24 protein-coding genes and 5 pseudogenes are annotated in these 26370 nt (G+C 66.0%); 1 reads left to right on the top strand and 28 read right to left on the bottom strand.

Annotated elements, in window-relative coordinates; translation table 11 throughout:
- Positions 1–58: 58 nt before the first annotated feature.
- From L1066_RS00420 to L1066_RS00360, 14 genes and pseudogenes are all read right to left on the bottom strand, one after another.
- Positions 59–1603, bottom strand: coding sequence for a helix-turn-helix domain-containing protein (locus L1066_RS00420; protein ID WP_235734403.1), 1545 nt, complete (start codon positions 1601–1603; stop codon positions 59–61).
- Positions 1600–2634, bottom strand: coding sequence for a DUF917 domain-containing protein (locus L1066_RS00415; RefSeq protein ID WP_235734402.1), 1035 nt, complete (start codon positions 2632–2634; stop codon positions 1600–1602). The genes L1066_RS00420 and L1066_RS00415 overlap by 4 nt, the downstream gene beginning before the upstream one ends.
- A complete protein-coding gene (locus L1066_RS00410; RefSeq protein WP_235734401.1) occupies positions 2618–4111 on the bottom strand; it encodes a hydantoinase/oxoprolinase N-terminal domain-containing protein in 1494 nt (497 codons plus the stop codon). The genes L1066_RS00415 and L1066_RS00410 overlap by 17 nt, the downstream gene beginning before the upstream one ends.
- Complete coding sequence (locus tag L1066_RS00405; protein WP_235734400.1) at positions 4038–4358, bottom strand: DUF6092 family protein; 321 nt, start codon at positions 4356–4358, stop codon at positions 4038–4040. The genes L1066_RS00410 and L1066_RS00405 overlap by 74 nt, the downstream gene beginning before the upstream one ends.
- The gene (locus tag L1066_RS00400; protein WP_376707625.1) at positions 4358–4810 is read right to left on the bottom strand and encodes a nitroreductase family protein; all 453 of its coding nucleotides are present in this window, start codon (positions 4808–4810) and stop codon (positions 4358–4360) included. The genes L1066_RS00405 and L1066_RS00400 overlap by 1 nt, the downstream gene beginning before the upstream one ends.
- Positions 4811–5109: 299 nt before the next feature.
- Positions 5110–5703, bottom strand: coding sequence for a nitroreductase family protein (locus tag L1066_RS00395; RefSeq protein WP_235734398.1), 594 nt, complete (start codon positions 5701–5703; stop codon positions 5110–5112).
- Between the two features lie 730 nt (positions 5704–6433).
- Positions 6434–7795, bottom strand: a pseudogene (gene lpdA / locus L1066_RS00390) (dihydrolipoyl dehydrogenase); the annotation flags it as partial.
- A 72-nt stretch (positions 7796–7867) separates the two neighbouring features.
- A pseudogene (gene lipA / locus L1066_RS00385) lies at positions 7868–8785 on the bottom strand (lipoyl synthase); the annotation flags it as partial.
- A gap of 13 nt (positions 8786–8798) precedes the next feature.
- A complete protein-coding gene (locus L1066_RS00380; RefSeq protein ID WP_235734397.1) occupies positions 8799–9119 on the bottom strand; it encodes a hypothetical protein in 321 nt (106 codons plus the stop codon).
- Entirely contained in the window at positions 9116–9787 is a 672-nt protein-coding gene (locus tag L1066_RS27345; protein WP_312006628.1) for a 2-oxo acid dehydrogenase subunit E2, read from the bottom strand. Before L1066_RS27345 ends, L1066_RS00380 begins: the two co-directional genes overlap by 4 nt.
- A gap of 74 nt (positions 9788–9861) precedes the next feature.
- The gene (locus L1066_RS27340; RefSeq protein ID WP_312006626.1) at positions 9862–10431 is read right to left on the bottom strand and encodes a biotin/lipoyl-containing protein; all 570 of its coding nucleotides are present in this window, start codon (positions 10429–10431) and stop codon (positions 9862–9864) included.
- Positions 10432–10445: 14 nt separating this feature from the next.
- Complete coding sequence (locus L1066_RS00370) at positions 10446–11420, bottom strand: alpha-ketoacid dehydrogenase subunit beta (RefSeq protein WP_235734396.1); 975 nt, start codon at positions 11418–11420, stop codon at positions 10446–10448.
- Between the two features lies 1 nt (position 11421).
- A complete protein-coding gene (locus L1066_RS00365) occupies positions 11422–12546 on the bottom strand; it encodes a thiamine pyrophosphate-dependent enzyme (protein ID WP_235734395.1) in 1125 nt (374 codons plus the stop codon).
- The gene (locus L1066_RS00360; protein ID WP_235734394.1) at positions 12543–13637 is read right to left on the bottom strand and encodes a Glu/Leu/Phe/Val dehydrogenase dimerization domain-containing protein; all 1095 of its coding nucleotides are present in this window, start codon (positions 13635–13637) and stop codon (positions 12543–12545) included. Before L1066_RS00360 ends, L1066_RS00365 begins: the two co-directional genes overlap by 4 nt.
- A 184-nt stretch (positions 13638–13821) precedes the next feature.
- Between L1066_RS00360 and L1066_RS27335 the strand changes: the two genes are divergently transcribed.
- Complete coding sequence (locus L1066_RS27335) at positions 13822–14355, top strand: Lrp/AsnC family transcriptional regulator (protein WP_235734393.1); 534 nt, start codon at positions 13822–13824, stop codon at positions 14353–14355.
- 124 nt (positions 14356–14479) lie between these two features.
- Here the strand turns inward: L1066_RS27335 and L1066_RS00350 are convergent, their stop codons facing one another.
- The 14 genes and pseudogenes from L1066_RS00350 to L1066_RS00290 all read right to left on the bottom strand — a co-directional run bounded on the left by L1066_RS00350 (position 14480) and on the right by L1066_RS00290 (position 26368).
- Complete coding sequence (locus L1066_RS00350; protein ID WP_235734392.1) at positions 14480–15433, bottom strand: ABC transporter permease; 954 nt, start codon at positions 15431–15433, stop codon at positions 14480–14482.
- Positions 15433–17015, bottom strand: a pseudogene (locus tag L1066_RS28270) (ATP-binding cassette domain-containing protein). The gene L1066_RS00350 and the pseudogene L1066_RS28270 overlap by 1 nt, the downstream one beginning before the upstream one ends.
- A 25-nt stretch (positions 17016–17040) precedes the next feature.
- Complete coding sequence (locus L1066_RS00335; protein ID WP_235734390.1) at positions 17041–18108, bottom strand: sugar ABC transporter substrate-binding protein; 1068 nt, start codon at positions 18106–18108, stop codon at positions 17041–17043.
- 216 nt (positions 18109–18324) lie between these two features.
- On the bottom strand, positions 18325–19848 hold the full coding sequence (locus L1066_RS27330) for a PucR family transcriptional regulator (protein WP_235734389.1): 1524 nt from the start codon (positions 19846–19848) through the stop codon (positions 18325–18327).
- Between the two features lie 176 nt (positions 19849–20024).
- A complete protein-coding gene (locus L1066_RS00325) occupies positions 20025–20402 on the bottom strand; it encodes a RidA family protein (protein ID WP_235734388.1) in 378 nt (125 codons plus the stop codon).
- A complete protein-coding gene (locus L1066_RS00320) occupies positions 20399–21247 on the bottom strand; it encodes an amidohydrolase family protein (RefSeq protein WP_235734387.1) in 849 nt (282 codons plus the stop codon). Before L1066_RS00320 ends, L1066_RS00325 begins: the two co-directional genes overlap by 4 nt.
- A complete protein-coding gene (locus tag L1066_RS00315) occupies positions 21130–21573 on the bottom strand; it encodes an amidohydrolase family protein (RefSeq protein WP_235734585.1) in 444 nt (147 codons plus the stop codon). Before L1066_RS00315 ends, L1066_RS00320 begins: the two co-directional genes overlap by 118 nt.
- A 103-nt stretch (positions 21574–21676) precedes the next feature.
- Positions 21677–23233: a hydantoinase/oxoprolinase N-terminal domain-containing protein gene (locus L1066_RS00310; protein ID WP_235734386.1), complete on the bottom strand. Its 1557-nt coding sequence runs from the start codon at positions 23231–23233 to the stop codon at positions 21677–21679.
- Positions 23230–23832, bottom strand: a complete 603-nt coding sequence (locus L1066_RS00305) for an S-methyl thiohydantoin desulfurase family protein (protein ID WP_376707624.1) — start codon at positions 23830–23832, stop codon at positions 23230–23232. Before L1066_RS00305 ends, L1066_RS00310 begins: the two co-directional genes overlap by 4 nt.
- Positions 23833–24108 (bottom strand): annotated as a pseudogene (locus tag L1066_RS28265) (S-methyl thiohydantoin desulfurase domain-containing protein); the annotation flags it as partial.
- 26 nt (positions 24109–24134) lie between these two features.
- A pseudogene (locus L1066_RS28260) lies at positions 24135–24308 on the bottom strand (S-methyl thiohydantoin desulfurase domain-containing protein); the annotation flags it as partial.
- Positions 24309–24408: 100 nt separating this feature from the next.
- A complete protein-coding gene (locus L1066_RS00300; RefSeq protein ID WP_235734385.1) occupies positions 24409–24648 on the bottom strand; it encodes a biotin/lipoyl-containing protein in 240 nt (79 codons plus the stop codon).
- A 2-nt stretch (positions 24649–24650) separates the two neighbouring features.
- Entirely contained in the window at positions 24651–25361 is a 711-nt protein-coding gene (locus tag L1066_RS00295; RefSeq protein WP_235734384.1) for a 2-oxo acid dehydrogenase subunit E2, read from the bottom strand.
- Positions 25358–26368 (bottom strand): alpha-ketoacid dehydrogenase subunit beta, encoded by a 1011-nt coding sequence (locus L1066_RS00290; protein WP_235734383.1) that lies wholly within the window; start codon positions 26366–26368, stop codon positions 25358–25360. The genes L1066_RS00295 and L1066_RS00290 overlap by 4 nt, the downstream gene beginning before the upstream one ends.
- Positions 26369–26370: the final 2 nt, after the last annotated feature.

The raw sequence follows: 26370 nt of genomic DNA, 5'->3' as shown, positions 1-26370 counted from the left end.
CACGGGTGAGGTGACTGGGCGCGTTGCACGATCATGGGACTTTGACCTTGCGGCGTGACTACACACGCTCTCCACCCGCCTCCATTCGGCAGGCGAGGTGCAGCGCGAGGCGCTGGTCGGGATCGTCCAGATCAACGGACAGCAGGGTCTTGAGCCGAGCGACTCGCGCTGCGACCGTGTTGCGGTGCATACCTAGCGCGTTCGCCGTTGCCGAGAGCGACATGTTGCTCGCCATGAAGACGCGCAGCGTGTCCAGGAGGACTCCTCCTTCAACGTCGCGAAGCGGCTCAAGGATCGAATCGGCGAAGGTTCGAGCGGCATCAGATTCGCTCAGCCCCACCAAGAGCTGCGAGACGCCGAGTTCGTCAATGTGCTCGACGCTGCTTGCTTGGGGCCCGCTTCTAGCGAGAGCAGCACCGTCCCGCGCCTCCGCCAGCGTCAGTCCGATGCCAGTTGCGCCGGAGTGAGGGCGTCCGACACCTGCGTAAACGCCCCAAGTCCCGGGCATCTGTGCGACTAGCGCACGGAGGCGCTCGACGAAGTCGCGATTCCGCTGCGGTGCCGGCTCATGCTGCGTCGTCACCCACGCGGTCCAGCCGTCGGGCCGAGCGATGAGTGGTCCGGTAATGCCGCCGCCATTGAGAATCGGCCTGAGTTGTTCGAGGCGATAGAGGATCTCGTCCTGGTGCACACGCTCCCGAACCCCGAAGTGCACGCCACAGTGCCAGCCTTGAAGACGCCAACCAAGAGCGACAGCACGCTGCACTGTCTCGCGAGCCGGGGGCCCGCTCACGAGGAGCTCGGCGAGCACGTGGCCCTCGAATCGCGAGGTCCGCTCAGCGCCCAGACGGCGCTCTGCGATCCAAGCTCTCACCACCGGTTCCAGCACAGCCAGGGCGATGGCCATCGTCTCGACAGAGAAGTCAGACTGTGTGTCCGATGCGGTGATCAGCCAAGCGATCGTCTCTGCTCGGTCTACGAGCACCACTGGTTGCAGCACCGTGACGGCTTCACCGTCGCCCCGGACCTGTTGAGGCACATCCAAGTCCAACCGCGCGTCTGCGGGAAGGGCGAGATCGCTGCCCTCCAGCCGCGTGCCGTCCGAAGCGAGGATGGCGATCGGCTGAGCCAAGACGTCGCTGTAGGTCTGAAGAACAGCGTTCAGTGTTCGGCCGCGAGCGTTCAACTTTTGGATGAGGACCTGAATCGTGCGGGCTCGGTCGAGCTCTGGAGCACGAACGATCAAGGCAACCCGGTGAAGGAGATCAACGAGGTTGTCAGTGCTGGTGGCAAGAACTGGTAGGCCGACACGGTCAGCGATCCGCACGGTCGACGGCAGGGGTTCGGAGTCGGAGTCGTGGACGACGATGCCCGCTGCTTCACGGGATTTTGCACGACGCACGAGCGCTTCGAGCCGATAGGCCGGGGTGACTGTTGAGCGATCGCACACGATGAGATGTTCAGACACGTCGGTCAGGTCGCCGCCCTCATACCAGCTGACGTCCCGAACGGGCCGACCTAGGCCGGCGGCTCCGGCGATCAATCGAGCATCTGCCAGGACAGGCTGAGCGAAGAGAACCGCCACCGTCCACGTCTTCGTCATCTTCTGCCCTCCATCCCTATCGACTGCTCAAAGGCAACGAAACTCCCTGTGCGATCCCAGCGCTTGGACGAGGTCGCCCTGAGCACTGAAACGCGCTGCCCGACCCGAACTTCGTCTACTTGCGTAGGGCACAGAGTCTCCTCGTCCAAAACCACGATGATGTCGGGCACCTCGGCCACAATCTCACCATCAGTCGCTACGCGGACGTACTCGTTGATTGCGTCGACTCGGCCGATCCGGCCTTCAGGAGAAGCGTCATCGAGGACGATGGTCCGGAGCCCTCCAGGCGACAGCACGACGTCTAGAACCCTGCCGCTCAGGACGAGTGCGGCCCCAAGGGCATTGGCCGCCTTCGAGGAGGAGGCGCCCGCAGGAAGGCGGGCTAGTGCTTCGCCGGTTCGGATGGCACGAGTAACGCTGCCGAGGATGCCCACGGAGGACAGGGTCTCGACCGACATCCCGAACAGTGCGATTGCGGCCGATCCACCCATGCTCGAGACGCTGTTCGCGACGATAGCGTCGGCGTTCGTCCATTTCAATCCGTCAAGCAACACCGTCGTACCGACCGTTCCAACCAGCACCATCGCACCGGGCGCAGTTTCCGTGAGCGCCGCCGTGGTCTGGGTGAGCTGCGGGAACGCGCGTCCCATCAGGTCCGAATCGACGACTGGAACCCCAAGGTCCGTGGCCGCAAGGAACGGGACCAACGCATTGACCCCGCCGATCTCGAGCGTGCCGATCGCTCCGACACGCTGGCCAAGACGGGCAGCGAGCTCTCCTGCGGCGTGGGCGAACTCGTCGCCTGACGGGAGCTGTTCAGCTACTATCTCTGGCGACCCGAAGAGGGCGACGTGGACAACGAGGTCTGACGGCGACAGGGTAGAGACATCCACGATCTCAGTCGGTACCACGGCCTGTGCGGTGCGGTGCGCAGCCATTGCGTACCCAAGTTCGCAGTCGCCTCCTCCCCCGGAGCCGAAGAAGGATGCCCCGTCGGCCAGAGCACGGAGATTCTCATACGTCGCGAACACAGCCGACCCCGTCCGTCGGCGCGTCCAGCGAGAGGTCCCCGACCGCCTTCACGCGGATGCGTCGCGCGCGCACCATATATTTGAGCGGCGCTTGTTCGATTTGGGCGACCTGGACGGAATCGGGATCGGCACCTGCGGCGACTGCGCGGTCGATCGCTTCCTGCCGCGCCTCTGACAATCTGATGTCATCGGGCCCAGTGGCTTCGGGCACTACACGATCGACCTCTCCACCGGCCTGTGCCGAAGCTGCGCCTATCGCATGAGCAAAAGCAGCGTCCGCGGGCACCAAGACCTCCGAAGCGCCGTCGACTGACTTGGGCCCGAGAGATGCGCCCGTTCCGACAACGACCACCGGTAGTTCTCCGAATCCGGGCTTGACCCTTGCGATGAGTTCGGCGATGGCGTCCGCGATTACGCCTAGATAGCGTTTGCGGCCGGCCCCTCGGTGAGGTCGCAGGTCGCGCACAAGGACGTCTGGGGTGCGAAAGTTGGTCTGAACCCCGGCCACCTTGGTGCTGCCTGAGGTGATGCGAGGGAATCCGTGATCGAGGAGCCCGACACTCACCTGATCGTCTCTCAGGTCCGCCACAACGCAAGTCGCGTGGCCAGAGAGCACCGAGGCTCCCTTCATTGCGTTGGTCATGCCGGAGCCGAACGTCCTGATGGGGTAGCGCGTGGCGTAATCGATGTCGACGACGGTGCCATCATTTTGGCTGAGGAACACCGGCGCGTTAATTCCGACCGACTCCAGGCAGCTCCCAAGTTGCGCAAAGTAGGTCTCGGCGACGTCAACAAGCGCAGCGTTCAGAACGGTTGCGTTCTCTCGGCCAATGAGTCCGAGTCGACCAACCTCATGCGAAAGGCTGGTCCTCAGCTGTGGATACCTCATGCGAACGATCTCGGCTGCTAAAAGTTCTTCGCTTGGCCGGACCGGCGAGAACACCGACGAGATCGCCACCGATCGAGCACCCGCATCTACGAGTCGATCGAGCGCGGCGGTCACCTCGGCCATGTCCAAGGGCGAGATCTCGTTGCCATTGATGTCGTGGCCACCATGGCAGAGGTGGACATGGGAGCCAATTGCGCCGACAAGTTGGGCGGGCCAATTCATCATCGGAGGAACGGAGGCTGACGCCGGCAAGCCGAAGCGGATCACCCCTGTGCGGGCTACGCCCTCCACTCGGTCGAGGCAGTCGATGAGGAAGCGCGACCCAACGACGACCGCGCGGACGTCGCCCAGTGAGACCGTGTTGTTGCGCAAGTGCTCGAGGACCTCGACCACACCGGTGATTCCATCCGTGCCGCTCGGGGCCCGCAGATGGGCGCACCCGGTCGGACCGTCCAGCAGGACTAGGTCTGTGCTGGACGGTCCGACGTCGATGCCGATCCTCTTCAAACGCGACTCAGCTTCTGCCGGTTTCGTACCCTGCGACTGTTCGGCGCATCGTGTTCTCGGCGAACGCGCGGGAGTGTTCATCGAGCCAGTCCGCGAACGCCTGCTGGTCGGTCATCGCCAGACCGAAGTGGGTGTCGAACGCATGTCTCGCCGTCGCCAAGAACCCTTCATCGTCGCCGTCCATTGAACCACTGATGAGGAGGACGAGACGGTTGGCCGCGTCGACCATCCGAAAGGCAGCATGCGTTGGTGTCTCGTGCAGACTCAGAGCCGAGCTCATGACCAGGTGTGTCGCAACCCGGAGGATCTCGTCGTTGATCTTCTCCATCAGTGCTCCACCTTCACGAAGTCAGTGCCGTAGCGGTTGTAGTGCAGGGATGTCTTGAACCCCTTGGCCGGTTTCGGAGGCGTCTTGGGCACCCACCCCACTGCGGTGGTCACGTCCGGGCGGATGTGGTCGGGCAAGCCAAGAAGGGTTTTCACGATCGTCTCAGTCCAGCTCGTGATCGTGCACGTGCCGAGACCGAGGACCTGAGCCATGAGCGCGAGATGCGCGGCGGCGGCGCCAGCGTCGAGGCGCGTGGAGAGATCGATCGAATGCTCGCCTCCTACATCAGCCGCCTTCTGCAGATCGGTGCAGTGGACGATCATCACCGGTGCATTGTTCACCCATCCCGGAAGAAGTTGTCGCGCAGCGTCGAGCAGCTGCGGGTCGTCAACGACGACGATGTTGCGAACCCCGGAACGTCCTTGCTGTGCACGCTGGGCCGCCCAGACCATCTTCTCCACGATCTCGCGCGGGACCGGCCGATCCTCGTAGACGCGGTGCATCCTCCTGCGCCGCATCGCATCAACAACGTCGACCGACTTCAGCCCGTCTGCCGTCCTGCCGTCATGAACTTCGGTTCTCAAGGGTGATTCAGAGGCTTGCACTGCAGGATCCTTCCTTCGATTTGTCGTGCAGCGTTATGCGCACAAGAACTGGGACAACGGGCGTGGTGCACTCCGGCTCGTCGGGCCACGTGGTGCAGCGCCCAGTCGGGGCGGACGATTGCAAGCGGCATTGGCCCGGTGAGAGCTCACGGCTGACCTCCGAACGTGTGTCCGAACCGGTTGCTGTGAACCGGACCGGGCTCGTTGGATTCGCCGGCGACCTCGTCGCAGGACGCCTTCCACCCGACTGCGACAACGGCGTCGGGCCTGATGTGCTCAGGCAGGTCAATCCATTCGCGGACCGCTACCTCACGCCAGCCGCTCGTACGGCAGACGCCGAGGCCCAGAGCCTGCGCCATCAACCCCAGATGTGCACACGCTGCACCTGCGTCAAGCGGAGTCGAAGACTTCGCGTACTCGACGCCACCCAGCGCACGCGCCTGCTTGAGGTCTGTGCAGTGCACGACCAACGCGCCCGGAGTGCCGTCGAAGCCGGTGAGGAAGGCCTTGGACTGCTCGATCAGTCCCTTGTCATCGACTGCGACCATGTTCCGCACGCCCGACCTGCCCTGCTGAGCACGACGCGCTGCCCAAACCATCTGCTCGAGAACCTCTCGCGGGACTGGGATGTCTACGAAGTCGCAGTGGTCTGCGTTCGCGGTGATGGCAGCAACCACATCGACCGGCTTGAGGTGCCAACTCTGGTCACCTTCGGGGCCGGGAGCGCCAAGCTCTGTCATCTGGTTCGACTCCAATCTGAGGCTACGCACTACTTGCTAGCGCTACGTAAGCCCAGTTTGCGCTCAAGTTGACTATGCACTCCGCCTGATTCTCATCCTTTGACTGTGCATACCACCCAGTTCGCACCCCGATCTGCCGGCAGGCAGCTGAGTCGTGCGATGCGCTTCGACCGTCAGGCGGCACCGCCCACACGTCGGACGCATCGGCGCCCAGAGCTTCGAGGGAGTCCGCATACCGGCGGACCGACGCGAGCTTGACCTCCTCGTATCCGCGCGCGAGATCGGGGAGGTTGAGGATCTCGACCACAAGGCCGTTAGGAGTCCAGGGTGAGCGCCTTCACCATCACTCCCATAAGGGCAAGGTAGTGGGCTGCCAGGGCCCGTTCGACGCGACGGACGTGGGCGGCGTCGATTGCCTGTCTGAGGTCAGGGGGCTTCACCGGTCGCGTGGCGTGGTATCCGCAGATTGACGCCCACGACGACGACAGAATCGAACCACGTTCAACCATCGAACTCTTGCGCCCTGGGCCGAACTTTGATTTCGGCTCTGCCCTCGGCGACCACTTGGAGCCGGCGCACCCACTCGGCGACGAAGCCGGGTGGGTCTCCCAGTAGTACGGCCCCCGCTCGCGCCGCAGCAACACTTATCGCCGCGCCCCAGGTCATCGACCTACTTCGACACAGCCGACAACTCAGCCCCCACCGTGAGGCAAGAGTCGAGAATGTTGCGCTAGTGGGCGTGCAGCGGCTTGCCTGCCAGCGCCAGTGCTGCCTCGCCCAGCGCCTCGTTCTGGGTGGGGTGGGCGTGGATGACTGCCGCGACGTCGTCCGGGTGGGCCTGCCAGTTCACGATCAGCGCAGCCTCACCGACCTGCTCACCGAGACGGGACCCGATCATGTGGATGCCCACGATGGGGCCGTCCTTCTGTCGGACGAGCTTGACGATGCCGGCCGTCTGGAGGATCTGGCTCTTGCCGTTGCCGCCGAGGTTGTACTCCACGATCTCGACGTTGTCGTCACCGAACTTCGTCCGGGCTTGTGGTTCGGTGATGCCGACACTGGCGATCTCTGGCTCTCCGTAGGTCACTCTGGGGATGTGGGCGTCGACGACCGACTGCGGGGCGAGGCCCGCGATCTCCTCGGCGACGAAGATGCCGTGGGCGAATCCGCGGTGTGCGAGCTGGAGGCCGGCCACGAGGTCGCCGACCGCATACACGCCCTTGAGGTTCGTGGCGAGCCGGTCGTCCACCTTCACCCAGTCGTGGTCCATCGCGACGCCGGACTCCTCGAGCCCCAGGCCGCGGGAGCGGGGACCACGACCCACTGCGACAAGCACGACGTCGGCGTCGATCGTGTCGCCGCCGTCGAGGGAGACGACCACGCCGGAGTCACTCTGGACGACGCCGTTGAACCTGGTGCTGGTGCGGAAGGCGATCCTTCGCTTCCGGAACGCGCGCTCCAACTGCTTCGAGAGCGCTGGATCCTCTAGCGGCACCAGGGAGGGCAGCGCCTCGACGATCGTTACCTTGGCACCAAAGGATGCCCACGCGCTGGCGAGCTCGACGCCGATCACCGAGCCGCCGATGATCACCACCCGGTGCGGGACCTCGGACATTTGCAGGGCCTCGTCGGAGGTGACGACGCGGCCTCCGATCTCCAGACCGGGGAGGCTACGCGCATAGGAGCCGGTCGCGAGGACCACGTTGCGGCCGACGTAAGCCTGTCCGTCGACCTCCACCGTGCCGCCGCCCTCCGCGTTGGCGCCCACCAGGCGGCCCTCACCTTCAACGACCGTGATCCCTGCCGACTTGACCAGGCCCTGCAGACCCTTGTGCAGGCGGTCGACCACCCCGTCCTTGAACGCGTTGACGCCGTCCATGTCGATGCCCTCGAGGGAGGCCCGGACGCCGAAGGTTTGGGACTCGCGTGCGGCGTCGGCGATCTGGGCAGCGTGGAGGAGGGCCTTGGTGGGGATGCATCCCTTGTGCAGGCAGGTCCCACCGAGCTTGCTCTTCTCGATCAGCGCAACCGTCAGGCCGAGCTGGCTGGCGCGCAGGGCGGTGGCGTAGCCGCCACTCCCACCGCCGAGGATCACGATGTCGAAAGTGTCGTTCGTCATTTGTGCGCCTTTCTCGGGCTCATGGTGGTGGTGCATCTTGGCCTGACGGGCCTGGAAGGCTTGGTCATACAGGCGACCGGCTCGGTACGACGAACGCACCAGCGGTCCCGAGAGCACGCCCGAGAACCCGATCTCCTCGGCCTCGGCCGCCAGCTCGACGAACTCCTCCGGCTTCACCCACCGCTCTACCGGATGGTGCCGGGGCGAGGGGCGCAGGTACTGGGTGACCGTGACCAGCTCACAACCCGCCTCGTGCAGGTCGCGCAGGGCCTGGGAGATCTCTTCGCGAGTCTCGCCCATCCCCAGGATCAGGTTCGACTTAGTGACCAGCCCGAACGCACGCGCCCGGGTCAGCACGTCGAGCGAGCGCTCGTAGCGAAACGCCGGCCGGATCCGCTTGAAGATCCGCGGCACAGTCTCGACGTTGTGGGCGAGCACCTCGGGTCGCGACTCGAAGACCTCGGCCAACAACTCGGGGCGCCCGTTGAAGTCGGGGATCAGGTTCTCCACGCCGGTTCCGGGGTTGAGCTGGTGGATCGCGCGCACCGTCTCGGCGTACAGCCACGCGCCACCGTCAGGCAGGTCGTCGCGCGCTACACCGGTGATGGTGGCGTACCTCAACTCCATCGACTGCACCGACTCCGCGACCCGGCGCGGCTCATCACGATCCAGGGGCTGCGGCTTGCCTGTGTCGATCTGGCAGAAGTCGCAACGGCGGGTGCAGTGATCGCCACCGATGAGGAAGGTGGCCTCCCGGTCCTCCCAGCACTCGAAGATGTTGGGACAGCCGGCCTCCTGGCACACCGTGTGGAGCCCTTCGGACTTCACCAGGCTCTGCAGCGCCTTGTACTCCGGACCCATCTTGGCCCGGGTCTTGATCCACTCCGCCTTGCGCTCTACCGGGGTCTCGGAGTTTCGGACTTCGAGGCGGAGGAGCTTGCGCGGCCCGGGGCGGACACTCAGCGTCGCCTCATCCTCAGATGCGGAAGTCATGCTCTACCTTGTAGACGTCGACCACACGGTTGAGGTACTTGGTCAGCTGGTCCAGCTCGCTATCGCCATCGATCGAGACCACCACTGAGAGTCGCATAACGTCGCCTGAGACATCGGTGAGACCGCGGACCAAGGTGTGGTCGAACGTGGTGCAGTCTGCAACGAAGCACTCGACCCTGGCCTGCCGAAGTGCGAGAACCTGCAGGACGCGCGAGCACACGCCCAGATCGCTACGCGCGTAGACCGTGAAGACCACGAGCCCAGCGACCATTTCGTCTGCGTCGACGACGCCGCGCAGACTCATGCGAGCGCGAACGCTTCGCCGGGGTCGGCCAGCAGGCGACCGACAGTGGAAAGCACGTTGGAGCCGAGTTCTCCATCGACAAGGCGGTGATCGAAGGAGAGGGCGAGCTGGGTGACCTTTCGGACCGCGAGCCGACCGTCGACGACCCACGGCATGTCACGAACGTTGCCGAAGGCAAGAATGGCCGCCTCGCCGGGGTTGAGGATCGGCGTACCGGTATCGACGCCGAGGGCACCGATGTTGGTAATCGTGATGGTGCCGTGTGTGGTCTGCTCGGGAGAGGCCTTGCCAGCGCGAGCCGTGGTGACGAGCTCTTCGATCTGGTCGGCGAGACCCCGCAGGTCGAGCGCGTCGGCGTCCTTGATGTTCGGCACGATCAGTCCGCGCGGTGTGGCGGCCGCGAGGCCGAGGTTCACGTAATGGGCCTCGACGATCTCCTGGGCGGCCTCGTCCCATCGCGCGTTGATTCCCGGATACCGGCGCACGGCCAGCAGGAGCGCACGGGCGACGAGCACCAGCGGGGTCAGGCGTACGCCGTCCCAGGTCCGGTCGCCCTTGAGCCGTGCGAGGAGGGCCATGGTGGGTGTGACGTCGACGGTGAGGAACTCGGTGACGTGCGGCGCGGTGAAGGCCGACGCGGTCATCGCGGCAGCGGTCGCTTTGCGCACGCCCTTGATGGGGGTCCGTGTCTCGCGAACGCTCGGGGCCGCCGCCGCGGCGCCAGCAGAAGCAGAGGCCGAGGTCACCGCCCCCGGCGCGCGGCTTCCTCGACGTCCGCACGTGACAGGACAGAGCCGTCGGAGGGCCGCAGTGTCGCGAGGTCCACTCCGAGCTGACGGGCCAGGAGTCGCACGGGCGGCTTCGCGCGGACCACGTCCACCGGTGGCCTTGCAGCATCCTGACGCGGGTGGGCGGCGGGCCGGTTGATGGTGGGGCTACGCGGGGTCAGACGGCGGGTGCGGGCAACAGTCGGCGCCGGTCCAGTGCCGACGAGGATGACGGGCTTGCCCTCCTCGCCCTCGTAGCCGCCGTCGTCCTCTTCGGAGAGAGGCGTCGCGGGGACGCGGAGCCTCTCACGGCGATCGTCGATGGCGACGATGACGGTGCCGACCGGAACCGTCTGGCCGACCTCGGCGTGCAGAGCGCTGATCGTTCCGGCGGTCGGAGAAGGAAGCTCCACCACTGACTTCGCCGTCTCGATCTCCACCAGCGTCTTGTTCACCTCGACCACGTCGCCGACGGCGACGTGCCACTCGAGGATGTCGGCCTCAGTGAGGCCCTCACCGACATCGGGCAGCTTGAACTCGAACACGGACGTCTCCTCTCTCAGAATCGCAGGCTTGACTCGACCGCTTCGAGCACGCGGTCGACGTCGGGCAGGAACTCGCTCTCCAACTGAGCGGGTGGATAAGGCAGGTTGTAGGCGCCGACTCGCAGGACCGGCGCCTCGAGGTCGTAGAAGCAATCCTCGGTGATGGACGCCGCTATCTCCGCCCCGATCCCGAACAGGGTCGACGCCTCGTGCACGACGACGACACGGTGCGACGTCGCGGCGACCTTGCGCAATGTCGGCAGGTCGAGCGGTGAGATCGATCGCAGGTCGACGACACCGACCTCAAAGCCGTCCTCGAGGGCGGCATCAGAAGCGGCCAGCGCGGTCGCCACCGTCGGGCCGTGAGTGACCAGGGTGCAGTCAGCACCCTCACGCAGCACCGCAGCCTCGTGGAGCGACCGCGCCGGCGCGTCGTACACGTCGCCCTTGTCCCAGTAGCGGCGCTTGGGCTCGTAGAAGATCACCGGGTCGTCACACGCAATGGCCTGCTGGATCATGTGGAAGGCGTCGTCGGGGCTCGAGCACGACACGACACGCAGGCCCGCGGTGTGCGCGAAGTAGGCCTCGTTCGACTCCGAGTGGTGCTCGACAGCACCGATCCCGCCACCGGCGGGGATGCGGATCACGACAGGCAGCGTGAGTCGGCCCTGGGAACGGGCGCGCATCTTCGCCAGTTGGCTCACAATCTGGTCGAATGCCGGATAGACGAACCCGTCGAACTGGATCTCGCAGACCGGCCGATATCCGCGCAGCGCCAGGCCGATCGCCGTCCCGACGATCCCCGACTCGGCCAAGGGCGTGTCGACGACTCGTTCGCGGCCGAACTTGGCCAACAGACCGTCGGTGACCCGGAAGACACCACCGAGTGTGGCGATGTCCTGACCCATCACCACGACCTTCTCGTCGTGGGCCATGGCTGCGTGCAGGCCAGCGTTGATCGCCGCGCCCAAGGAGTGAGGAGTCGTCATGTCAGGCCACCGAGCTGGAGCGGCTGTGGAGCAAGGCCTTTTCGGTCGCCATCACCGGATGCGGCTCCGCATAGGCCTGGTCGAAGACAGCGCCAAGACCTTCGCCGCCCAGTGCCTTGCACTGCTCGCGGACTGCCTCGGCGAACGCGTTCTCGCGGGCCGTGAGGTCATCGAAGTAGGATGCGGCGACGCCGGATTTGCGCAGGAAGGACTCGACGCGTGTGACGGGGTCCTTCGCCTGCCACACAGCCAGCTCGTCATCGGTGCGATAGCGCTTCGGGTCATCGGAGCTGGAGTGCCCCGCGAGTCGGTAGGTCTGCGCTTCGATCAGCGTTGGCGGTCCGCCGGCACGCACACGGGCGACGGCCTCCCGCGTCACCGTATGCACGGCGAGTACGTCGTTCCCATCGACGTGATAGCCGTTCAGCCCGAAACCGGCTGCGCGGACATGCAGGGGTGTACGCATCTGAGTGCTGGTCGGTGTGGAGATGGCCCATTGATTGTTCTGACAGAAGAAGACGACTGGGAGGTTTCCGGCTGCGGCCCAGTTGAACGCCTCGTTGACGTCGCCCTGACTAGTGGCCCCGTCACCGACGTACGTCAGCACGACCTCGTCGGAGCGGTCCATCCGGATCCCCGTCGCGTAGCCTGTGGCGTGCAGGGTCTGGGTGCCGAGAACGAGCGAGTAGATGTGGACGTTCGACTCCGCAGGATCCCACCCCGAGTGCGCGACGCCCCGCCACTGCCGCAGGATGTCGCCCGGTGAGATTCGTCGGCACAGCGCGACGGCGTGCTCGCGGTAGCTCGGGAAGATCGCGTCCGAATCACGCAGTGCCCGCACGGAACCGACCTGGGCCGCCTCCTGTCCCCAGCTCATCAGCCACAGGTGCAGCTCGCCCTGCCGTTGGAGGGCGAGTGCTTCCCGGTCGAGCCGACGGGCCAGCACCATGTCGACGTACAGCTGTTGCACGAGGCCGAGATCGATCGGGAGGCGCTCGCCCGCAGGTGTCAGGTCGCCGTTCTCATCGATGATCTGGAACGGCTCGATCGGGTCGGGGCTGCGCTGGAGAGCCGTGAGCACCATGTCGGCGCCGTCGACAACAGTGCTGGTGAGAGTCGTCGTCATCGATCTGCCCGCCCAGCGACCAGGCGCTGGTTGACCACTTGGCGTGCTGCCTCGTAGGTCGTGACGTCGTGGTCCACCGCGTGGTGAAGGACTTCGCGGGTCGTCTCCTGGATGCCCCGCACTTTGGCCTCCACCTCGGCCCGCGAAGCCACTGTGAGCTCGCTGCCGACCTGGATCAGCCCACCAGCATTGGCGATGTAGTCCGGGACCCACTGGATCGAGCGCCGGCGGAGCAGCTCGGCGATCCCGCTGTGCAGCAGTTGGTTGTTCGCCGCGCCGCACACCACCCGGGCACTGAGGGAAGCGACGGACTCCGGGGTGAGGCTGGCGCCCAGCGCACAGGGCGCGTACACATCGAGCTCTTCACCCAGGACCGACGAGACCACCGTCAGCGCGGCATCCTTGCCCTCCAGCCTGTCGAGGGCCTTGGGGTTCGGGTCCGACACGACGGCCCGAGCGCCTGCGTCGAGGAGAAGGTCGACCAGGTGCCGGCCAACCTTTCCGACTCCTTCGACCCCGACCCGCTTGTCGGCGACACCGTTGTTTCCCCAGGTGAGAGACGCTGCGGCTTCGAGGGCCGAGAAGACACCGAGAGCCGTCGAGTATCCGCTGTCCCCGGATCCCCCGGCGGCTTGGGTTCGGCCGACGACGTACTTGCTGGTGCGACCGATGACGTCGAGGTCCATCGCGGTGGTGCCGACATCGGCCGCAGTGTAGTAGCGACCGCCCAAACCCTCGACGAAGCGGCCGTACGCCTCCAGCAGCGCCTCGCTCGCCGCTTCACCGGCCTCGCCGATGATCACGGCCTTGGCTCCGCCCAACGGCATGTTCGCTGCGGCGGCCTTGTATGTCATGCCTTCCGACAGTCGCAACACGTCGGTGAGGGCCGCCGCCTCGGAGGCGTAGGGGAAGTAGCGAGTGCCACCCAGCCCGGGACCCAAGGTCGTGTCGTGGAGCGCGATGATGGCGCGTAGTCCGGTGCGCCGGTCGTGGCAGAAGAGGACCTGCTCGTGGGCGGAGTCGCGCAACTCGTCGCTTCGGCTGAAGACGGCGAAGGGTGCGGACGACAGGTCTGGGACGTGGGTGCTCATGGCAACGCCTGCTTCCTTTATCGGTAGGGCTTGTGGCCCAATAAACTTCGAAGGCCCCGCGGATCTCGCTGGACGTTTCGCTCACTTATAATGAGGTCTTCAGCGCACTCAGGTCAACAGATGCGCGCTCAACTGTGCAGAATGATCGAATGTTGGCGAACGTAAATCAGAGGAGGTTGTCATCGTGGCAATTATCGACCGGCTCGACGCCCAGATCCTGAGGCTGCTCACCGAAGACGCTCGCGCCGGCGTCGCGGAGATGGCGACGACCCTTAGCGTCAGCCGCAACACCGTGCAGCTGAGACTGACCCGCCTGATGGAGGCTGGGATCTTGCAGGGCTTCCGACCGATCATCGACCTGGCCGCCATCGGCATGCCTGTGCAAGCGCTCGTGAGCGTGGAGCTCGACCAGCGCCTGCTCGGGCCGATCGTCCAGGGCCTCGCGCGGCTGCCCGAGGTCATCGAGGTCCGGATCCAGGCCGGTCGCGAGGACATCCTCGTCCAAGTCGCCATCGCCTCCCTCGAAGCCCTGCAGGAGCTGACGGCATCGGTCGTCGCCATCGACGGCGTCCGGAAGACGACGTCGACGTTCTCGGTCTCGACGCCTGTCGCGTTCCGGGTGCAGCCGCTGCTCAACAAGATCACCGAAGACGCCGGGTGGGGGCGCTCCACACCCGCTGCCCCGGACCCGCCGAAGAGTCGCCGTGCCCGCAACTGACTCGATGGACTCGTCCCCGACCGCTGGCGGCGTGCTGATGGGCGCTGGATCGCGGTGGTCACCTGAACGTCCGCGCCTCTCGCACCTCAGCCGTCCCTGCGCGCACGGTCAATTCCCACAGCGATTAGAAGAACGGTCCCCTGAATGGCACCGATCCAGAACTGCGCAACCCCACTGAGCAGCAGGATGTTGCCGACGATGACGAGGAAGAGCATCCCCAGCAGGGTGCCTGCCAGCCCCCTTGCCCGCCGGAGATGCGCGTGCCGCCGAGGAGAACGGCGGTCAGCGCGAAGAACTCGTTGCCCAGGCCGGACGCCGGGTCGGCTGCACCGATGCTCCCCACGAGCATGAGGCCGGCAAGTCCCGCGCACAGGGCGCAGATGCCGTAGCAGGCCATCGTGATGGCGTCCACCGGTACGCCCGCCAGGCGCGCTGCCTCCCGATTGCTGCCGGTCGCGTACACCTGTCGTCCGAACACGGTGGTGTTCAGCAGGATCCACAACAGTGCCATCACGGCGGCGGCCAGCAGGATCGGGGTTCGAACGCCCAGGACGGTGCCGTTTGCCATCCAGTCGAGCGCGGGGCTGTAGATCGGCTGGCTGGTTCCGGACAGCAGAATTTGGGAGATGCTCGGCAGGATGGTGAACATGGCCAAGGTGACGATGATGAAGTTGATCTTGAGCTTGGTGATCAACAGCCCGTTCACGAAGGCACCGAAGACGAAGGTCAGGACGAGGCAGCCGACGATCAGAGCTGGGTCGCTGACCTGCCTTTGGATCAGCACGAACACCAGTGCTCCGGTCAGTCCCTGCAATGCGCCGATCGAGACGTCGAAGCCGACCTGCAGGACCACGACCGTTTGCCCCAGGGCCATGATGAAGACCGCTGCGTAGGTGGCGAGCTGCAGGCTCAGGTAGTTCGGGTCGCGCATCTGTGGCAGAAACGGCATCGAGCCGAGGAAGAGCGCCAGCACGACAGCCCCGAAGACCAGTTGCTGCCGAACGGCGGGTGCGATCCTCGGGACCGACTGGATGGGGGTTTCGGCCCGTCCTGCGCCGTCCCTGGTGGTGATGGTCATCAGAGGTGTCCCTTCTTGGTGCGAAAGCCGGTCTCGGGCGGTGCCTCGGCCTCATCGTGGATGCCGAGCGAAGCGGCCATGAGCTGCTCGGGAGTGATCGAGTTGCGGGGACGGTCGAGGACGACGCGGCCGTTGCACAGGACCACGATCCGGTCGGCGATCTCGAACAACTCGTCGAAGTCGCTGCAGACCGCCACCACAGAGGTTCCTTCCGCGGTGGCCCGGAACAAGGAACGATGGATTGCAGCTCGTGCCTCGGCATCGACCCCCTGCGTCGGCTCGTCCGCGATGATGACCTTCGGTGAGCCTGCAAGCGCTCGCGCGACCACGACCTTCTGCTGGTTGCCACCCGACAGGAGACCTGTCGGCCTCATGATGTCTGCGGGGCGCACGTCGTACACGTCGACCAGCGACTGGGCCTCCCGGCGCTCGAGCGCACGCCTCCGAAACGGACCCCGGGCGATCGACCCGTCCTTGCGACCGAGCAGGATGTTGTGCTCAACGGACTGGTTGGCCATGATCCCCGACGCATAGCGATCCTCAGGAATGAAGGTAATCCCCGATGCGCGAGCCGAGCGCAAGCGACCGAGCCGCACTCGCCTGCCACCCACCGTGACTGCCCCCGGGCGGGATAGCGGCCTGCCAGCACCGCCGCGAGGCGCGAACGGCCGCTCCCGCTCTGGCCCGCAATCCCGACGATCTCCCCTGCGTGGACCTTGAGGTCGGCGATCTCGAGGCCTCGCCAGCCGCTGAGTTCACGTGCGACCAGCACCACCTCAGCTTCCGACGAGTCGCGCGGCGCGCGAGTCGCGTGTTCCTCGGCAGACAACAACCTCATGATGCTCGCCTCGGTGCTCTCATCGATCGGCATCGCCAGGTCGACACGACCGTTCCGCAGCAGGACGGCCTCGTCAGCCAGTGCCAGCACGTCCCGGAGCCGATGGGAGACGACCAGCACCGTCCCGCCCTTGGCGACGAAGCGCCGGACCAAGGCGTGAAGGGCACCGACTCCGTCCTCGTCGAGCACGGCCGTCGGCTCGTCGAGAAGCAGCACCTTTGGGCCGGCGGCCATCGCTGCCGCCAACTGGACGAGCTGACGTGTCGACTTGTTGAGCTCGCCCGTCGTTCGTTCGAGGACATCGACAGGCAGAAGCCCGGCAATGTGCTCCGCAGCACTCTCCTTCGCGCGGCGGTCGTGTCGAAACGGGCCGAATCGCCGCTCAGGATGAGTGAGCGTGATGTTCTGCCACACCTTGAGATGCGGCGCCAACGTCGGCTCCTGCGGCACGAGGACGACCCCCAGATCGTGTGCCTGCCGGATCGATCCGATAGGCCGGTCGCCCGGACCGCTCACCTGCCCGGCGGTCGGCGACAGACTTCCGCTGAGGACCTTGAGCAACGTGCTCTTGCCAGATCCGTTCGCGCCGACGACAGCAGTGACTTGTCCCTCGACGAAAGTCGCGCTGACGGAGTCAAGGGCTCTCGTCTCGCCGTAGAGCTTGGTGAGAGCATCGACCCGCAAGGCGTGCGGCCGGAGATCGGCACCGTCCTCGGGTGCCTGATGAGCGGATTCTCGGTTCACGAGCAAGCGCGCCACGACATCGAGCTCAGTACGTCGACGGGAGATTGACGTACTGGATCCGCTCACACCACGACGTGAAGTCCTCCACGTTCTCGGAGGTGTACAGCTCGCCCAGCGGCGCCTTGACCGTGCTCTGTTGCACGGAACCGGTTTCGAGGTAGGGCGCGATCAGTTCAGCAGCCATCGTCTGCCCGATGGCGATGCCGTTGAAGTCGAAGGCCATGCTGATCTGTCCATCCTCCACCTGGGCCATGTTGATGTCCTCGCCGGCCAGGGTCGCGATCTTCAGGTGGTCGGCGACACCCGCCTGCTTGGCCGCGGCGATGGCTCCGGTAGCCGACTCGGCGTTGAAGACCACCAGGCCGTCGAGATCCGGGTTCTTCGCGAGGATGCCCTGAGCGATCTTCTGCGCGTTGGCGGCGTCAGCGGTCATGTTCCGCTGGTTGTCGGCATCGCCGACGATGGTCATTCCGCCGGCCTCGAGCCCCCTTTCTGTGCCCTTGACGGCGTCATCGACGTTGTCGCTCGGCGGCCCAGAGATGATCGCCGCCTCGCCGCCGCCGACAACCTTCGCGAACGCCTCAGCAACTTCGCGGCCTCGCTCCTCGTCTGGGAAGGCCACTTTTCCGGTCGCCTCGACCCCGTCGATGTCCTGGAAGACAAAGACGGGGATGCCTGCCGCCTTGGCCTCCTCGATCCCCAGGCGCACCGAGTTTGCGTCGAGCGGGAAGAGCACGATCGCGTCGACCTTCTGCGCGATCGCCTCGCGCATCCGCTGATTGGCTGCACCGAGATCAAACTTGTTCTGGGCGTTCAACTGGTAGACACCGACCACGTTGGCGCCGAGCTCGTTGAGCGATGTCGCGAGCCCCTGGGCGATGCCGTCGAGAAGAACCACCCCCGGCACGCCACCGACGTAGGTGATGGTCTTCCCCGCCAGCGGACCCGAGCTGTCGACCGTCGGGTCGGTCGGGGTGCAGGAGATCGAACGATCCGTCCCTGCCGTTGACGTGGTGCCGCTGCACGCCGACAACGTCGCCGCGGTGAGGACTGCTGCAGCACCGATTGCTGCAACGGACAATCGTGTGGCCATGAGAACTCCCTGGTCGAGGCGAAGAGCAGTTGAAGTGAACGGAGTCAAGCACCGCTCGCGGATGCCTGCAGCCGCCGAATGTCACATCGCAGAGCCGTTCAGATGTGCGATGTGACATTCGTGCGATCGGACGCGTCCCCGCACCGCGAGAGTCCCCAGCTACGCCAACGGCAGGAATCGGAGGTCCCAGGCTCAGGTTGTCGTCAAACGACAAGCTCAGGCAGATCCGTCCTGGTCCGTGAGTTGCTCGGCACGGGTTGCGAGATGGGCAGCCAGCCTGTCGATCGGATCCGTCAGGTCGATGCCGAGGATCGATCGAATCCGGCTCAGTCGTTGCACGATCGTGTTGCGATGCACACCGAGCACTGCGGCCGTGTCGGTCGCTGAAGACTCATAGTCCAGGTAGCACCCTAGGGTGCGCACCAGTTGGCCGGAAGGATCAGCCTCACGCAGCGGCTGCAGCACTGACATCGCAAGGTCACGGGCCGGCCGGTACGAGTACCACGCGAAGAGCACCCTGCTCAGCCCCACACGGTCGGTCCGCTCGACGGCCGCCATGGTCTCGCGCGACGCCGCCAGCAGACCTGACCGCCGGGCCTCTCGCAGTGATTTGGCGAGACCGTCCGGCCCCTGCGCGGGGGCACCGATGCCGGCGCACAGCCGGGTGCCCTCGTGCTCCGACTCGATGGCCAGCAGGGCCTGCCGCACCTTGCCGGCCAGCGCCTTCGTGTCCGCCGCTTCTGGAGCGACTTCACTCGTGAGCCAGCACACCCAGCCGTCCGGCCGGTCGACGAGGGACGCGTCGACACCAACTTCCAGCAGCGCTGCCTCGAGGTCGCGGCCCAGACCGGGCGACGCGTCGGCCGGGTCACCGTTCGCGAGCGAGATGTGGACGACTGAGTGCCACCCGAACAGCGGCCAGCCGAGTAGGACAGCTCGTTCCGCGGTCCGTCTGGATATCGAATCCGGATGCTCGAGGATCTCCGAGAGCAGCATCGCCCGATGCCGGCTTTCCCGCTCTGTCGCCAACGACCTCGTCGCCAGATGAGCCGTGAATGCCCACACTCCGATGGACAACGCCTGCCGCACTGTGTTCCGAAGCAGACCGGCACTGGTGGGGACGTAGATCCCGAACCACAGTTCTGCACGGGTTCGTGGCGGGACGACCACGGGATGCAGCACAAGGAAGCCGTTCGTGCTCAAATCGATGCTCTGGGCCGCGGGATGTGACGCGGACAGCGCTCTCAGAAGCGCTTCGGGGACGACAGAGAGCGACTCTTCACTCACGCGGAGGTCGACGAACAGGTCATCCCCCTCAATGACTCGACCAGAACCGTCGAGGAGTCCTACGTGAGTGGAAAGGACCTCGCGCAGCGCGCCCAGCACGGTCGGTGCGTCCCCGCCTCTGCGTTCGAGACGTTCGAGTACGCCGGCGACGAGGCTGGACCCGACGACCTCGGGCGCACGCACGTCGGCGTCCAGCGCGTGGACGACGGCGCTCTGGTCGATCCTGTCGACCGTGATGATGGGCAGCTGGTGGCGGTCGGCCAGTCGAATCGTCGACAGAGCCACGTCGTGAACCGGTGTCTCCGCGACGATCCCGGCCGCGGCTGCAGCGACCGCGAAGCGGACCGCGAGGTCGGCGGTCGGACTGTCCAGAGCCAGTTGCTCGCGAGTGAAGACGACCAGGCTACCGACAGGAACGGAGCCGAGCGTGGCGACGCTCTCGCCGGGCCGCACCCCCGCTACTTTCGACTCCAGGCCCCCTCCCCGGCGATCACCGCGTAGCGGCCGAGATGTCCCAGCGCCAGGAGTTGGCTCAGCACGACTGCCATCTGCTCACCCCTGTCTTCGGCACTGTCTGTCGAGTATCCCGCGAATCAGGTCACCGCGCGCGTGGTTCTCAGGACTCGTGGTCAGGTGCGAAGGACCGCAATCGCATCCATCTCGACCAAGATGCCCATGATCAGGTCGGAGCCGACCGTGATGCGTGACGGGTACGGCGCCGGCATTACGGCGGAGTAGGCGTCGTTGTATGCCACGAAGTCCCCCTCCAGGTTCCGCAGATGGACGGTGACCTTCACGACGTCACTGAGGTCCAGTCCTGCCTCGGCCAGCACCAGGGTCAGGTTGGCGAGTGTCGCGCGCGTCTGCTCCTCGATCCCATCCGGCACCCCTCCCGTCGTGGGATCCTGGGGCCCGAAGCCCGACACGAAGAGGAAGCCGTTGGCCATGACTCCGGGGCTCAAAGGGACCGGATACTTCATGGTCGGCGGCCTGACGGGCGTCTTCATGCCGATCCCCGCTGCGCGCCAACGAGGTCCGGTGTCGAACGTCCCGCGTCGGCTCCCTTCCACTGTTGGCCCGCCCGCCAAACATTGGTGACGTGCTCAGGACCGGCAAGGACCCGGAGATTCGCTAACGGGTCAGCGTCGAGGGTGATGACGTCCGCGTCGTAACCGACCGCAAGGACGCCGCTGCGAGGAGCCTGCGCGCCGAGTGTGAGGGGTCCGTTCGCCGTCGCCGCCTCGATGGCCGCGAGCGGCGACAGTCCGGCGTCCCCGAGGAGGCCGACTTCCCGACCGTGGCAGCCCCAGGACAGTCCCCCAGCGGAGACGTTGAAGACCACGTCACTCCCGGCCGCGATCTGCACTCCGCCTTCGATCGCCAGCCGGACCGCGTCCTCGTGCTGCGCGGCGACGGCCGCTCCCTTCCGCTGCGCGAACGCAGGCAGGGGTAGATCACGGAGCGCGTCGATGACGCTTCGGGTCGGGACCAAGATGGCATCGGCCTCGCGCATGGCGACGACGCATTCCTCGTCGAGGTAGGTGCCGTGCTCAATCGTTCGGACGCCTGCCTCCAGGGCGGCCATGATGCCTGCCTTCCCGTGACAGTGCGCGGCAACCGAGCGCTCCGCCATGCCTGCGATCTCGACGATCATGCTCAGTTCGGCATTCGTGAACTGCTGATGCATCGGGTGGTCGACCTCCGAAAACACGCCCCCCGACGCGCAGACCTTGATCACCTTGGCGTTGCGTCGCAGTTGCTCGCGCGTCGCTGCTGCGACGTCAGCTGTGCCATTGCACGGACGCAACTCGCCTGCGCGAGAAGCGAGCTCGTGCACCCACTCGAGCGGCATCTCGTGCAGGTCCGCGTGTCCCCCGTCGGACTCAGCCAGGCACCCGCGGCGTAGATCGCGGGGCCCTCGATCACACCCTCTTCGACCGCCTTCGCGAGAACGATGCCGAGTCCGCCGAGCTCGCGGACCGATGTCACGCCGGCATCGAGAGCGGCACGCAGGTCGGGCACCGCCCGTGCGCCCCGGAGGGCGAGGTCGGTGAAGGCGAACTGGCTGCTTTCGATCCCGGTCAGGCCGGTGAGGTGAGTGTGACAGTCCCAGAGGCCCGGCATCACGACAGGCGCCACGACGACGGTCGCGCCTGGCGTCGGCGGCGCGTCGCCCATCGGCCCAGCGAAGACAATCGACGGACCGTCGAGGACGACGACACCGTCAGTGATCGGCTCCCCCGGCCCTGAATCAGCAGATCGGCTTCGATCCGGTACGCCGTCAACGTGCTGCGTCCGTCCGGAGCAGCTGTCCGACCGCCTTGACCTCGACACGGACACTGCCGCCAGGGACGTAGCTCATCGGGATCTCGGAGATCCGGGTGATGCGCACCTGGTTCGGGTCAGCACCTGCACGAACAGCTTCAGCGGTCGCTGCCTGCCGCGCCTCGGCCAGGCACTTTTCCCGGCCGTGGTCGTCATAGGAGTACACCCGCTCAATCGCTCCCGAGGCTTCTGCGATGGCAGCGCCCACCGCATTCGCGACAGGGGCGAGGTCGTGGCGGACCACCTTGGAAACGCCCGGCATCTCGTCAGGAACGAGGTGTGCTCCTCCTCCGACGGCGATCAGGGGCAGCTCTCCTCGGGAGGTCTTGATCCGATCAGCGAGGACGCCGAGTTGTTCGCCGACGTGACGCAGTGTCTCGTGCACAGCGTTGTCCGTGACGTCCACCCGGGATGGGTCCCCGAACTTGGCACGCCCAGCGGCCACACTGATGTCGCTGAGTGTGAGCGTGCTGCCACCGAAGACAAGGGCGTCTTCGGTGATCCGGTAGCCGACGCTGTCCGGTCCGATCTCAGGCGGGCTCGTGGAGCCGACGATCGTGCCTCCACCGATGCCGACCGAGATCAGGTCCGCCATCCGATAGTTGGTGCGAACGCCGCCGACCTCGACGGCCAGCGCTGACTCACGGGGAAAGCCTTCGACGAGGAGCCCCACGTCAGTTGACGTGCCCCCGACATCCATGACGATGGCATTCTCGACACCGGAGAGGTGGGCTGCTCCACGCATCGAGTTGGTGGGTCCGGATCCGATGGTCATCACCGGACGGCGTACAGCCTCGTCCGCCGTCAGCAAGGTCCCGTCGTTCTGGGTGAAGTACATCTCCGCCGTGATCCCGTATTCGGACAAAGCAGCGGTGAGACCGTCGCGCACAGTGCGCGCGACGTCGGCGAGGGCGCTGTTCAGGATCGCGGAGTTCTCGCGCTCCAAAAGACCCAAGCCGCTGACCTCATGTCCGGCCGAGATCATGACGTCCTCGCCGAGGATTTCACGGATGATGGCGACGGCCTTCTGCTCGTGATCAGGATTGATCGGCGAGTTCAGACCGACCACCGCGACACCGTCGACGTCGCGGCAGCGCGCCGCGAACCGCTGCACGGCATCGGTGTCGAGGTCCACGAACTCCCGCCCGTCGACCTCGTGGCCTCCCCGGATCACCTCGACCGGGCCGCGTACGACCTCGACCAGCGCGTCCGGCCATTCCGCGAACGGCTGGATCGCCAGAGTTGCCGGAGCGCCGATGCGGAGGAGTCCGACCCGGCCGAGACCAGATCGCCGGATGATCGCGTTCACGGGATGCGTGGTGCCGAGCATGACCTGTCCTACCTTGGAGCTGTCGATCTGGGCGAGCACGCCCGCCAAGGCGCCCCTGATCCCCTCGAAGACGTCGGATGAGGTGGGCGCCTTGTGCCAGGCGAGGACGGTTCCGTCCTGGTCGACGACGGCCACATCGGTGTTCGTCCCGCCGACGTCGATGCCGATCCGTAGCGTCTTCATGCCTTGACTCCCTCAAAGAAGTGGACGTAGTCCAGGTCGTATCCAAAGGCCCGAGGGCCGACCAGCGCGAGCGCCTCGGGCGTCAGCCACCGTTCATGTGCCGGCGTCGCCAACACATGCAGCCGCTGTCCGTAGGCAAGTCCCTCGGTGAGAACCGCCTGGGCGGTCTCGACGTCGAGCGTCGTGATCAGGTCTGGGCTGGTGACGACGGGACGTCCGTCGTCCAGTGCGACGAGATTCTCGTTCTGGAAGTCGATGCGCATGATCCGGTCCGGGTTCTCCAGGCTCTCCAAGGTCATCGTGCCAAGGTTCCAGCCGCCCTCAGTTCGCCGCTCGAGGTCGATCACCTTGCCCGTGAACACGATCTCGCCGTGGCAGAAGTCGAGGAGATCGGCGTATCCGCTCGCCGCGCCGGAGCCGGCTGCGCGCAGCCGCTTCCCGATCTCATAGCAGTAGGTGAGCGAGCCGTGAATCGAGGTCTCGCGGACTCGTTGGACCGACATCGGATACATCGCTGCGACGCCCATCATGCCCATCTGGACGAGCGAGGCGCGGGTGATCCGCTCCACCTCGACGTTGTTCACGCCCTCGATGAGCACCACGTTGCCCTTGGTGTCGGCCAGGACACCCGGCGATGCGGGCACACCTTCCAGAGTCCACAGGGTCATCTCCACCTTCGGGAAGCAGCGACGCATCCCGTCGGCGTCGATGACGGGCAGGCCCAGCTCGGCCGCTGCCGCCACCGGCATGACCGCGTTCCCACCCCCGAGCTCGACGGCCATGAGCGCCACCGCGGTGCGGCCAAGGTACTTCTCCAGCGTCCGCACGGCGACACTCCATTCGGAGCCTTCGAAGAACTTCTCAATGAGGGCGGTCGGCGCACCCCTGCCCCGACCGGAATCACCAGCCCGTCGTCAGGCAGCTCCGCCGGATCCACCACCCGAACCGGGCCGTGCCTGCGCAACGCATCCTTGACCATCAGCATGGGGACATACGGATCCGCCCCACCGCCCGCGCCCAGGACCGCTGCCCCGGCCGCGAAGTCGTCGATGTTGTCGATCGTCACTTCTTTCATGAATCCTCCTTGTGTGACGCCAGCCAACCAACTTGCGCCTGGCTGCACATCGGTCACGAACCCCATGCGGGTATTCCGTTCAGTGCACTCTGTCCATTGGTCAGGCACGTTCCAGGACGGCGATCGGCTGCCCGACCTTCACCCTGCTGTCCGCGTCGACCAGAATCTCCGTGACGGTGCCGGCGGCCGGGGCCGGAATCTCGACGTTCGACTTGTCGGTCATCACCTCGACCAGTGCGTCGCCCTCGTCGATCCAGTCCCCCGTCTTCTTGAGCCACTCGACGACGAAGCAGTCCGTGACACCATCGCCCAGGTCCGGGACCTCGACTTCCATACGCATCTTCAATCTCCCTTCTCGCGGGTTGCACCCAGCTCGGTGCAGAAGTCGTTCAGGAACGCCGACATGGCGGCGCCGTTGACGACACGGTGATCCACCGTGACGCTGATCGGCAGCACGGGCGCCACGACGAGCTCGGCACCCTCGACGACGGGTCGGTCAACCATCCCCGACACCAGGACCACGGCTGTCTGGTCCGGCGGGACGACCGGAGTGCCGAATACACCCGAGATCATCATGCCGACGCTCGACAGCGTCACGACTGCTCCCCGGGTGTCCTCCGGCCGCAGCTTGCGGCGCTCGGCTCTGTCCCGCAGGTCAGATATCCGCGCACTGACTTCGTTCTCGTCACAGCGGTCGGCATCGCGGACGACTCCGACGACCAGGTCCGTCCCGGCGCCGGCGATCGCCATCCCGAGATTGACGCCGGGCCAGGACACTCGGTCCTCACCATCGATACGGCAGTTCACGGCGGGATGGCGAGCCAGCACCGAGGCCAGCCTCGTGGCGATGATCGCGGTCAGGCCGGGGCGAACACCCTTCTCGGCAAGGTGGGCGCGCCGCGACAGGAGACCTCGGGCATCTACCTCGGTCATCAGGGTGGCGGGCACGGTCGTCTGCCAGCCGACCTGCAGGCGCTCGGCCGTGATCTGCTGGATCGGGCGCAGCCGCTCCCGGATCTCGTGCGAAGGCCAGTGGTCCGAGGTGGGACTCATCCCCTCATCACCTCACAAACGGCCTCCAGAATCCGGTCCGCCGTGGGCAACGTCGCGTCCCGAAGCCCGGGCGCCCACGGGATGGGGATGGCCGGCGCGCCCACCCGGGCCGGCTGGCGGCGCAGCTCAGAAAAGCACTCGGCAGTGACCCTGGCGACGATCTCGGCTCCGAGTCCGCCGACCTCCCAGGCCTCGTGGGCGACTACGAGCCGTCCGGTCCGCCGTACCGAATCGGTCACCAACTGCTCGTCCCAGGGGTGGAGCGTGCGCAGGTCGATCACCTCGACGCCAACTCCGTCCTGGGCCAGCATCTCGGCGGCTTGCACCGCGCTCCGGACCGACCGCCCATAGGTGACGACGGTGACGTCGTCACCCGTGTGGACGATGGCGCCGCGGCCGAGTTCCACCAGGTGTTCATCGAGCGGCACGACCTCGCGCACGGCGTTGTACAAAAAGATGTTCTCGATGAAGATAACTGGGTCGTTGCTCCGGATGGCACTACGCATCAGACCGTGCGCGTCACGCGGATTGCTGGGCTCGACGATCGTCAGCCCGGGTGAGTGGGCGAAGATCGCCTCGTAGTTTTGCGGGTGGGACCGGTACGGGCCGTCTCCGCCCCGGGTCCGCACCACGAGCGGCACCTCCACCGCGCCGTCCGTCAGGTAACGCAGGCTAGCCGCCGTCTGGATCAATGGCACCGCCACGAGGGGCAGCATGTCCGAGAACATCAGGTCGACCACCGGGCGCAATCCCGAGACCGCACCACCCACTGCCATCGACATCATCGACGACTCACAGATGGGCGTCTCCACCAGCCGGTCCCCGCCGAACTGGTCGAGGAGACCGGCGGTGCACTGCAGCGGTCCGCCGAACGCACCGATGTCCTGCCCAAGGAGGACGACCGAGGAATCGGTCCGCATCTCAGCAGCGATCGCGGCGATCACTGCCTCCCGGATCGTCTGTGGTGAGCTCTCCCCGGCTTCGCGGACGGCGTGATCGTTGGCCATGC

Source organism: Nocardioides alcanivorans, from assembly GCF_021555175.1.
Lineage (GTDB): Bacteria > Actinomycetota > Actinomycetes > Propionibacteriales > Nocardioidaceae > Nocardioides > Nocardioides alcanivorans.
The sequence above is the reverse complement of the archived record's forward strand: the minus strand, read 5'-3'. Positions and strand labels throughout refer to the sequence as shown.

What these genes read in the sequence shown, in the direction of transcription:
- L1066_RS00420 (WP_235734403.1), bottom strand. Translation starts at nt 1,603, where the DNA reads ATGACGAAGACGTGGACGGTGGCGGTTCTCTTCGCTCAGCCTGTCCTG.
- L1066_RS00410 (WP_235734401.1), bottom strand. Translation starts at nt 4,111, where the DNA reads ATGAACACTCCCGCGCGTTCGCCGAGAACACGATGCGCCGAACAGTCG.
- L1066_RS00405 (WP_235734400.1), bottom strand. Translation starts at nt 4,358, where the DNA reads ATGGAGAAGATCAACGACGAGATCCTCCGGGTTGCGACACACCTGGTC.
- L1066_RS00400 (WP_376707625.1), bottom strand. Translation starts at nt 4,810, where the DNA reads ATGGTCTGGGCGGCCCAGCGTGCACAGCAAGGACGTTCCGGGGTTCGC.
- L1066_RS00395 (WP_235734398.1), bottom strand. Translation starts at nt 5,703, where the DNA reads ATGACAGAGCTTGGCGCTCCCGGCCCCGAAGGTGACCAGAGTTGGCAC.
- L1066_RS00380 (WP_235734397.1), bottom strand. Translation starts at nt 9,119, where the DNA reads ATGAGTCTGCGCGGCGTCGTCGACGCAGACGAAATGGTCGCTGGGCTC.
- L1066_RS00370 (WP_235734396.1), bottom strand. Translation starts at nt 11,420, where the DNA reads ATGACGACTCCTCACTCCTTGGGCGCGGCGATCAACGCTGGCCTGCAC.
- L1066_RS00365 (WP_235734395.1), bottom strand. Translation starts at nt 12,546, where the DNA reads ATGACGACGACTCTCACCAGCACTGTTGTCGACGGCGCCGACATGGTG.
- L1066_RS00360 (WP_235734394.1), bottom strand. Translation starts at nt 13,637, where the DNA reads ATGAGCACCCACGTCCCAGACCTGTCGTCCGCACCCTTCGCCGTCTTC.
- L1066_RS00350 (WP_235734392.1), bottom strand. Translation starts at nt 15,433, where the DNA reads ATGACCATCACCACCAGGGACGGCGCAGGACGGGCCGAAACCCCCATC.
- L1066_RS00335 (WP_235734390.1), bottom strand. Translation starts at nt 18,108, where the DNA reads ATGGCCACACGATTGTCCGTTGCAGCAATCGGTGCTGCAGCAGTCCTC.
- L1066_RS00325 (WP_235734388.1), bottom strand. Translation starts at nt 20,402, where the DNA reads ATGAAGACGCCCGTCAGGCCGCCGACCATGAAGTATCCGGTCCCTTTG.
- L1066_RS00320 (WP_235734387.1), bottom strand. Translation starts at nt 21,247, where the DNA reads ATGCCGCTCGAGTGGGTGCACGAGCTCGCTTCTCGCGCAGGCGAGTTG.
- L1066_RS00315 (WP_235734585.1), bottom strand. Translation starts at nt 21,573, where the DNA reads ATGGGCGACGCGCCGCCGACGCCAGGCGCGACCGTCGTCGTGGCGCCT.
- L1066_RS00310 (WP_235734386.1), bottom strand. Translation starts at nt 23,233, where the DNA reads ATGAAGACGCTACGGATCGGCATCGACGTCGGCGGGACGAACACCGAT.
- L1066_RS00300 (WP_235734385.1), bottom strand. Translation starts at nt 24,648, where the DNA reads ATGCGTATGGAAGTCGAGGTCCCGGACCTGGGCGATGGTGTCACGGAC.
- L1066_RS00295 (WP_235734384.1), bottom strand. Translation starts at nt 25,361, where the DNA reads ATGAGTCCCACCTCGGACCACTGGCCTTCGCACGAGATCCGGGAGCGG.
- L1066_RS00290 (WP_235734383.1), bottom strand. Translation starts at nt 26,368, where the DNA reads ATGGCCAACGATCACGCCGTCCGCGAAGCCGGGGAGAGCTCACCACAG.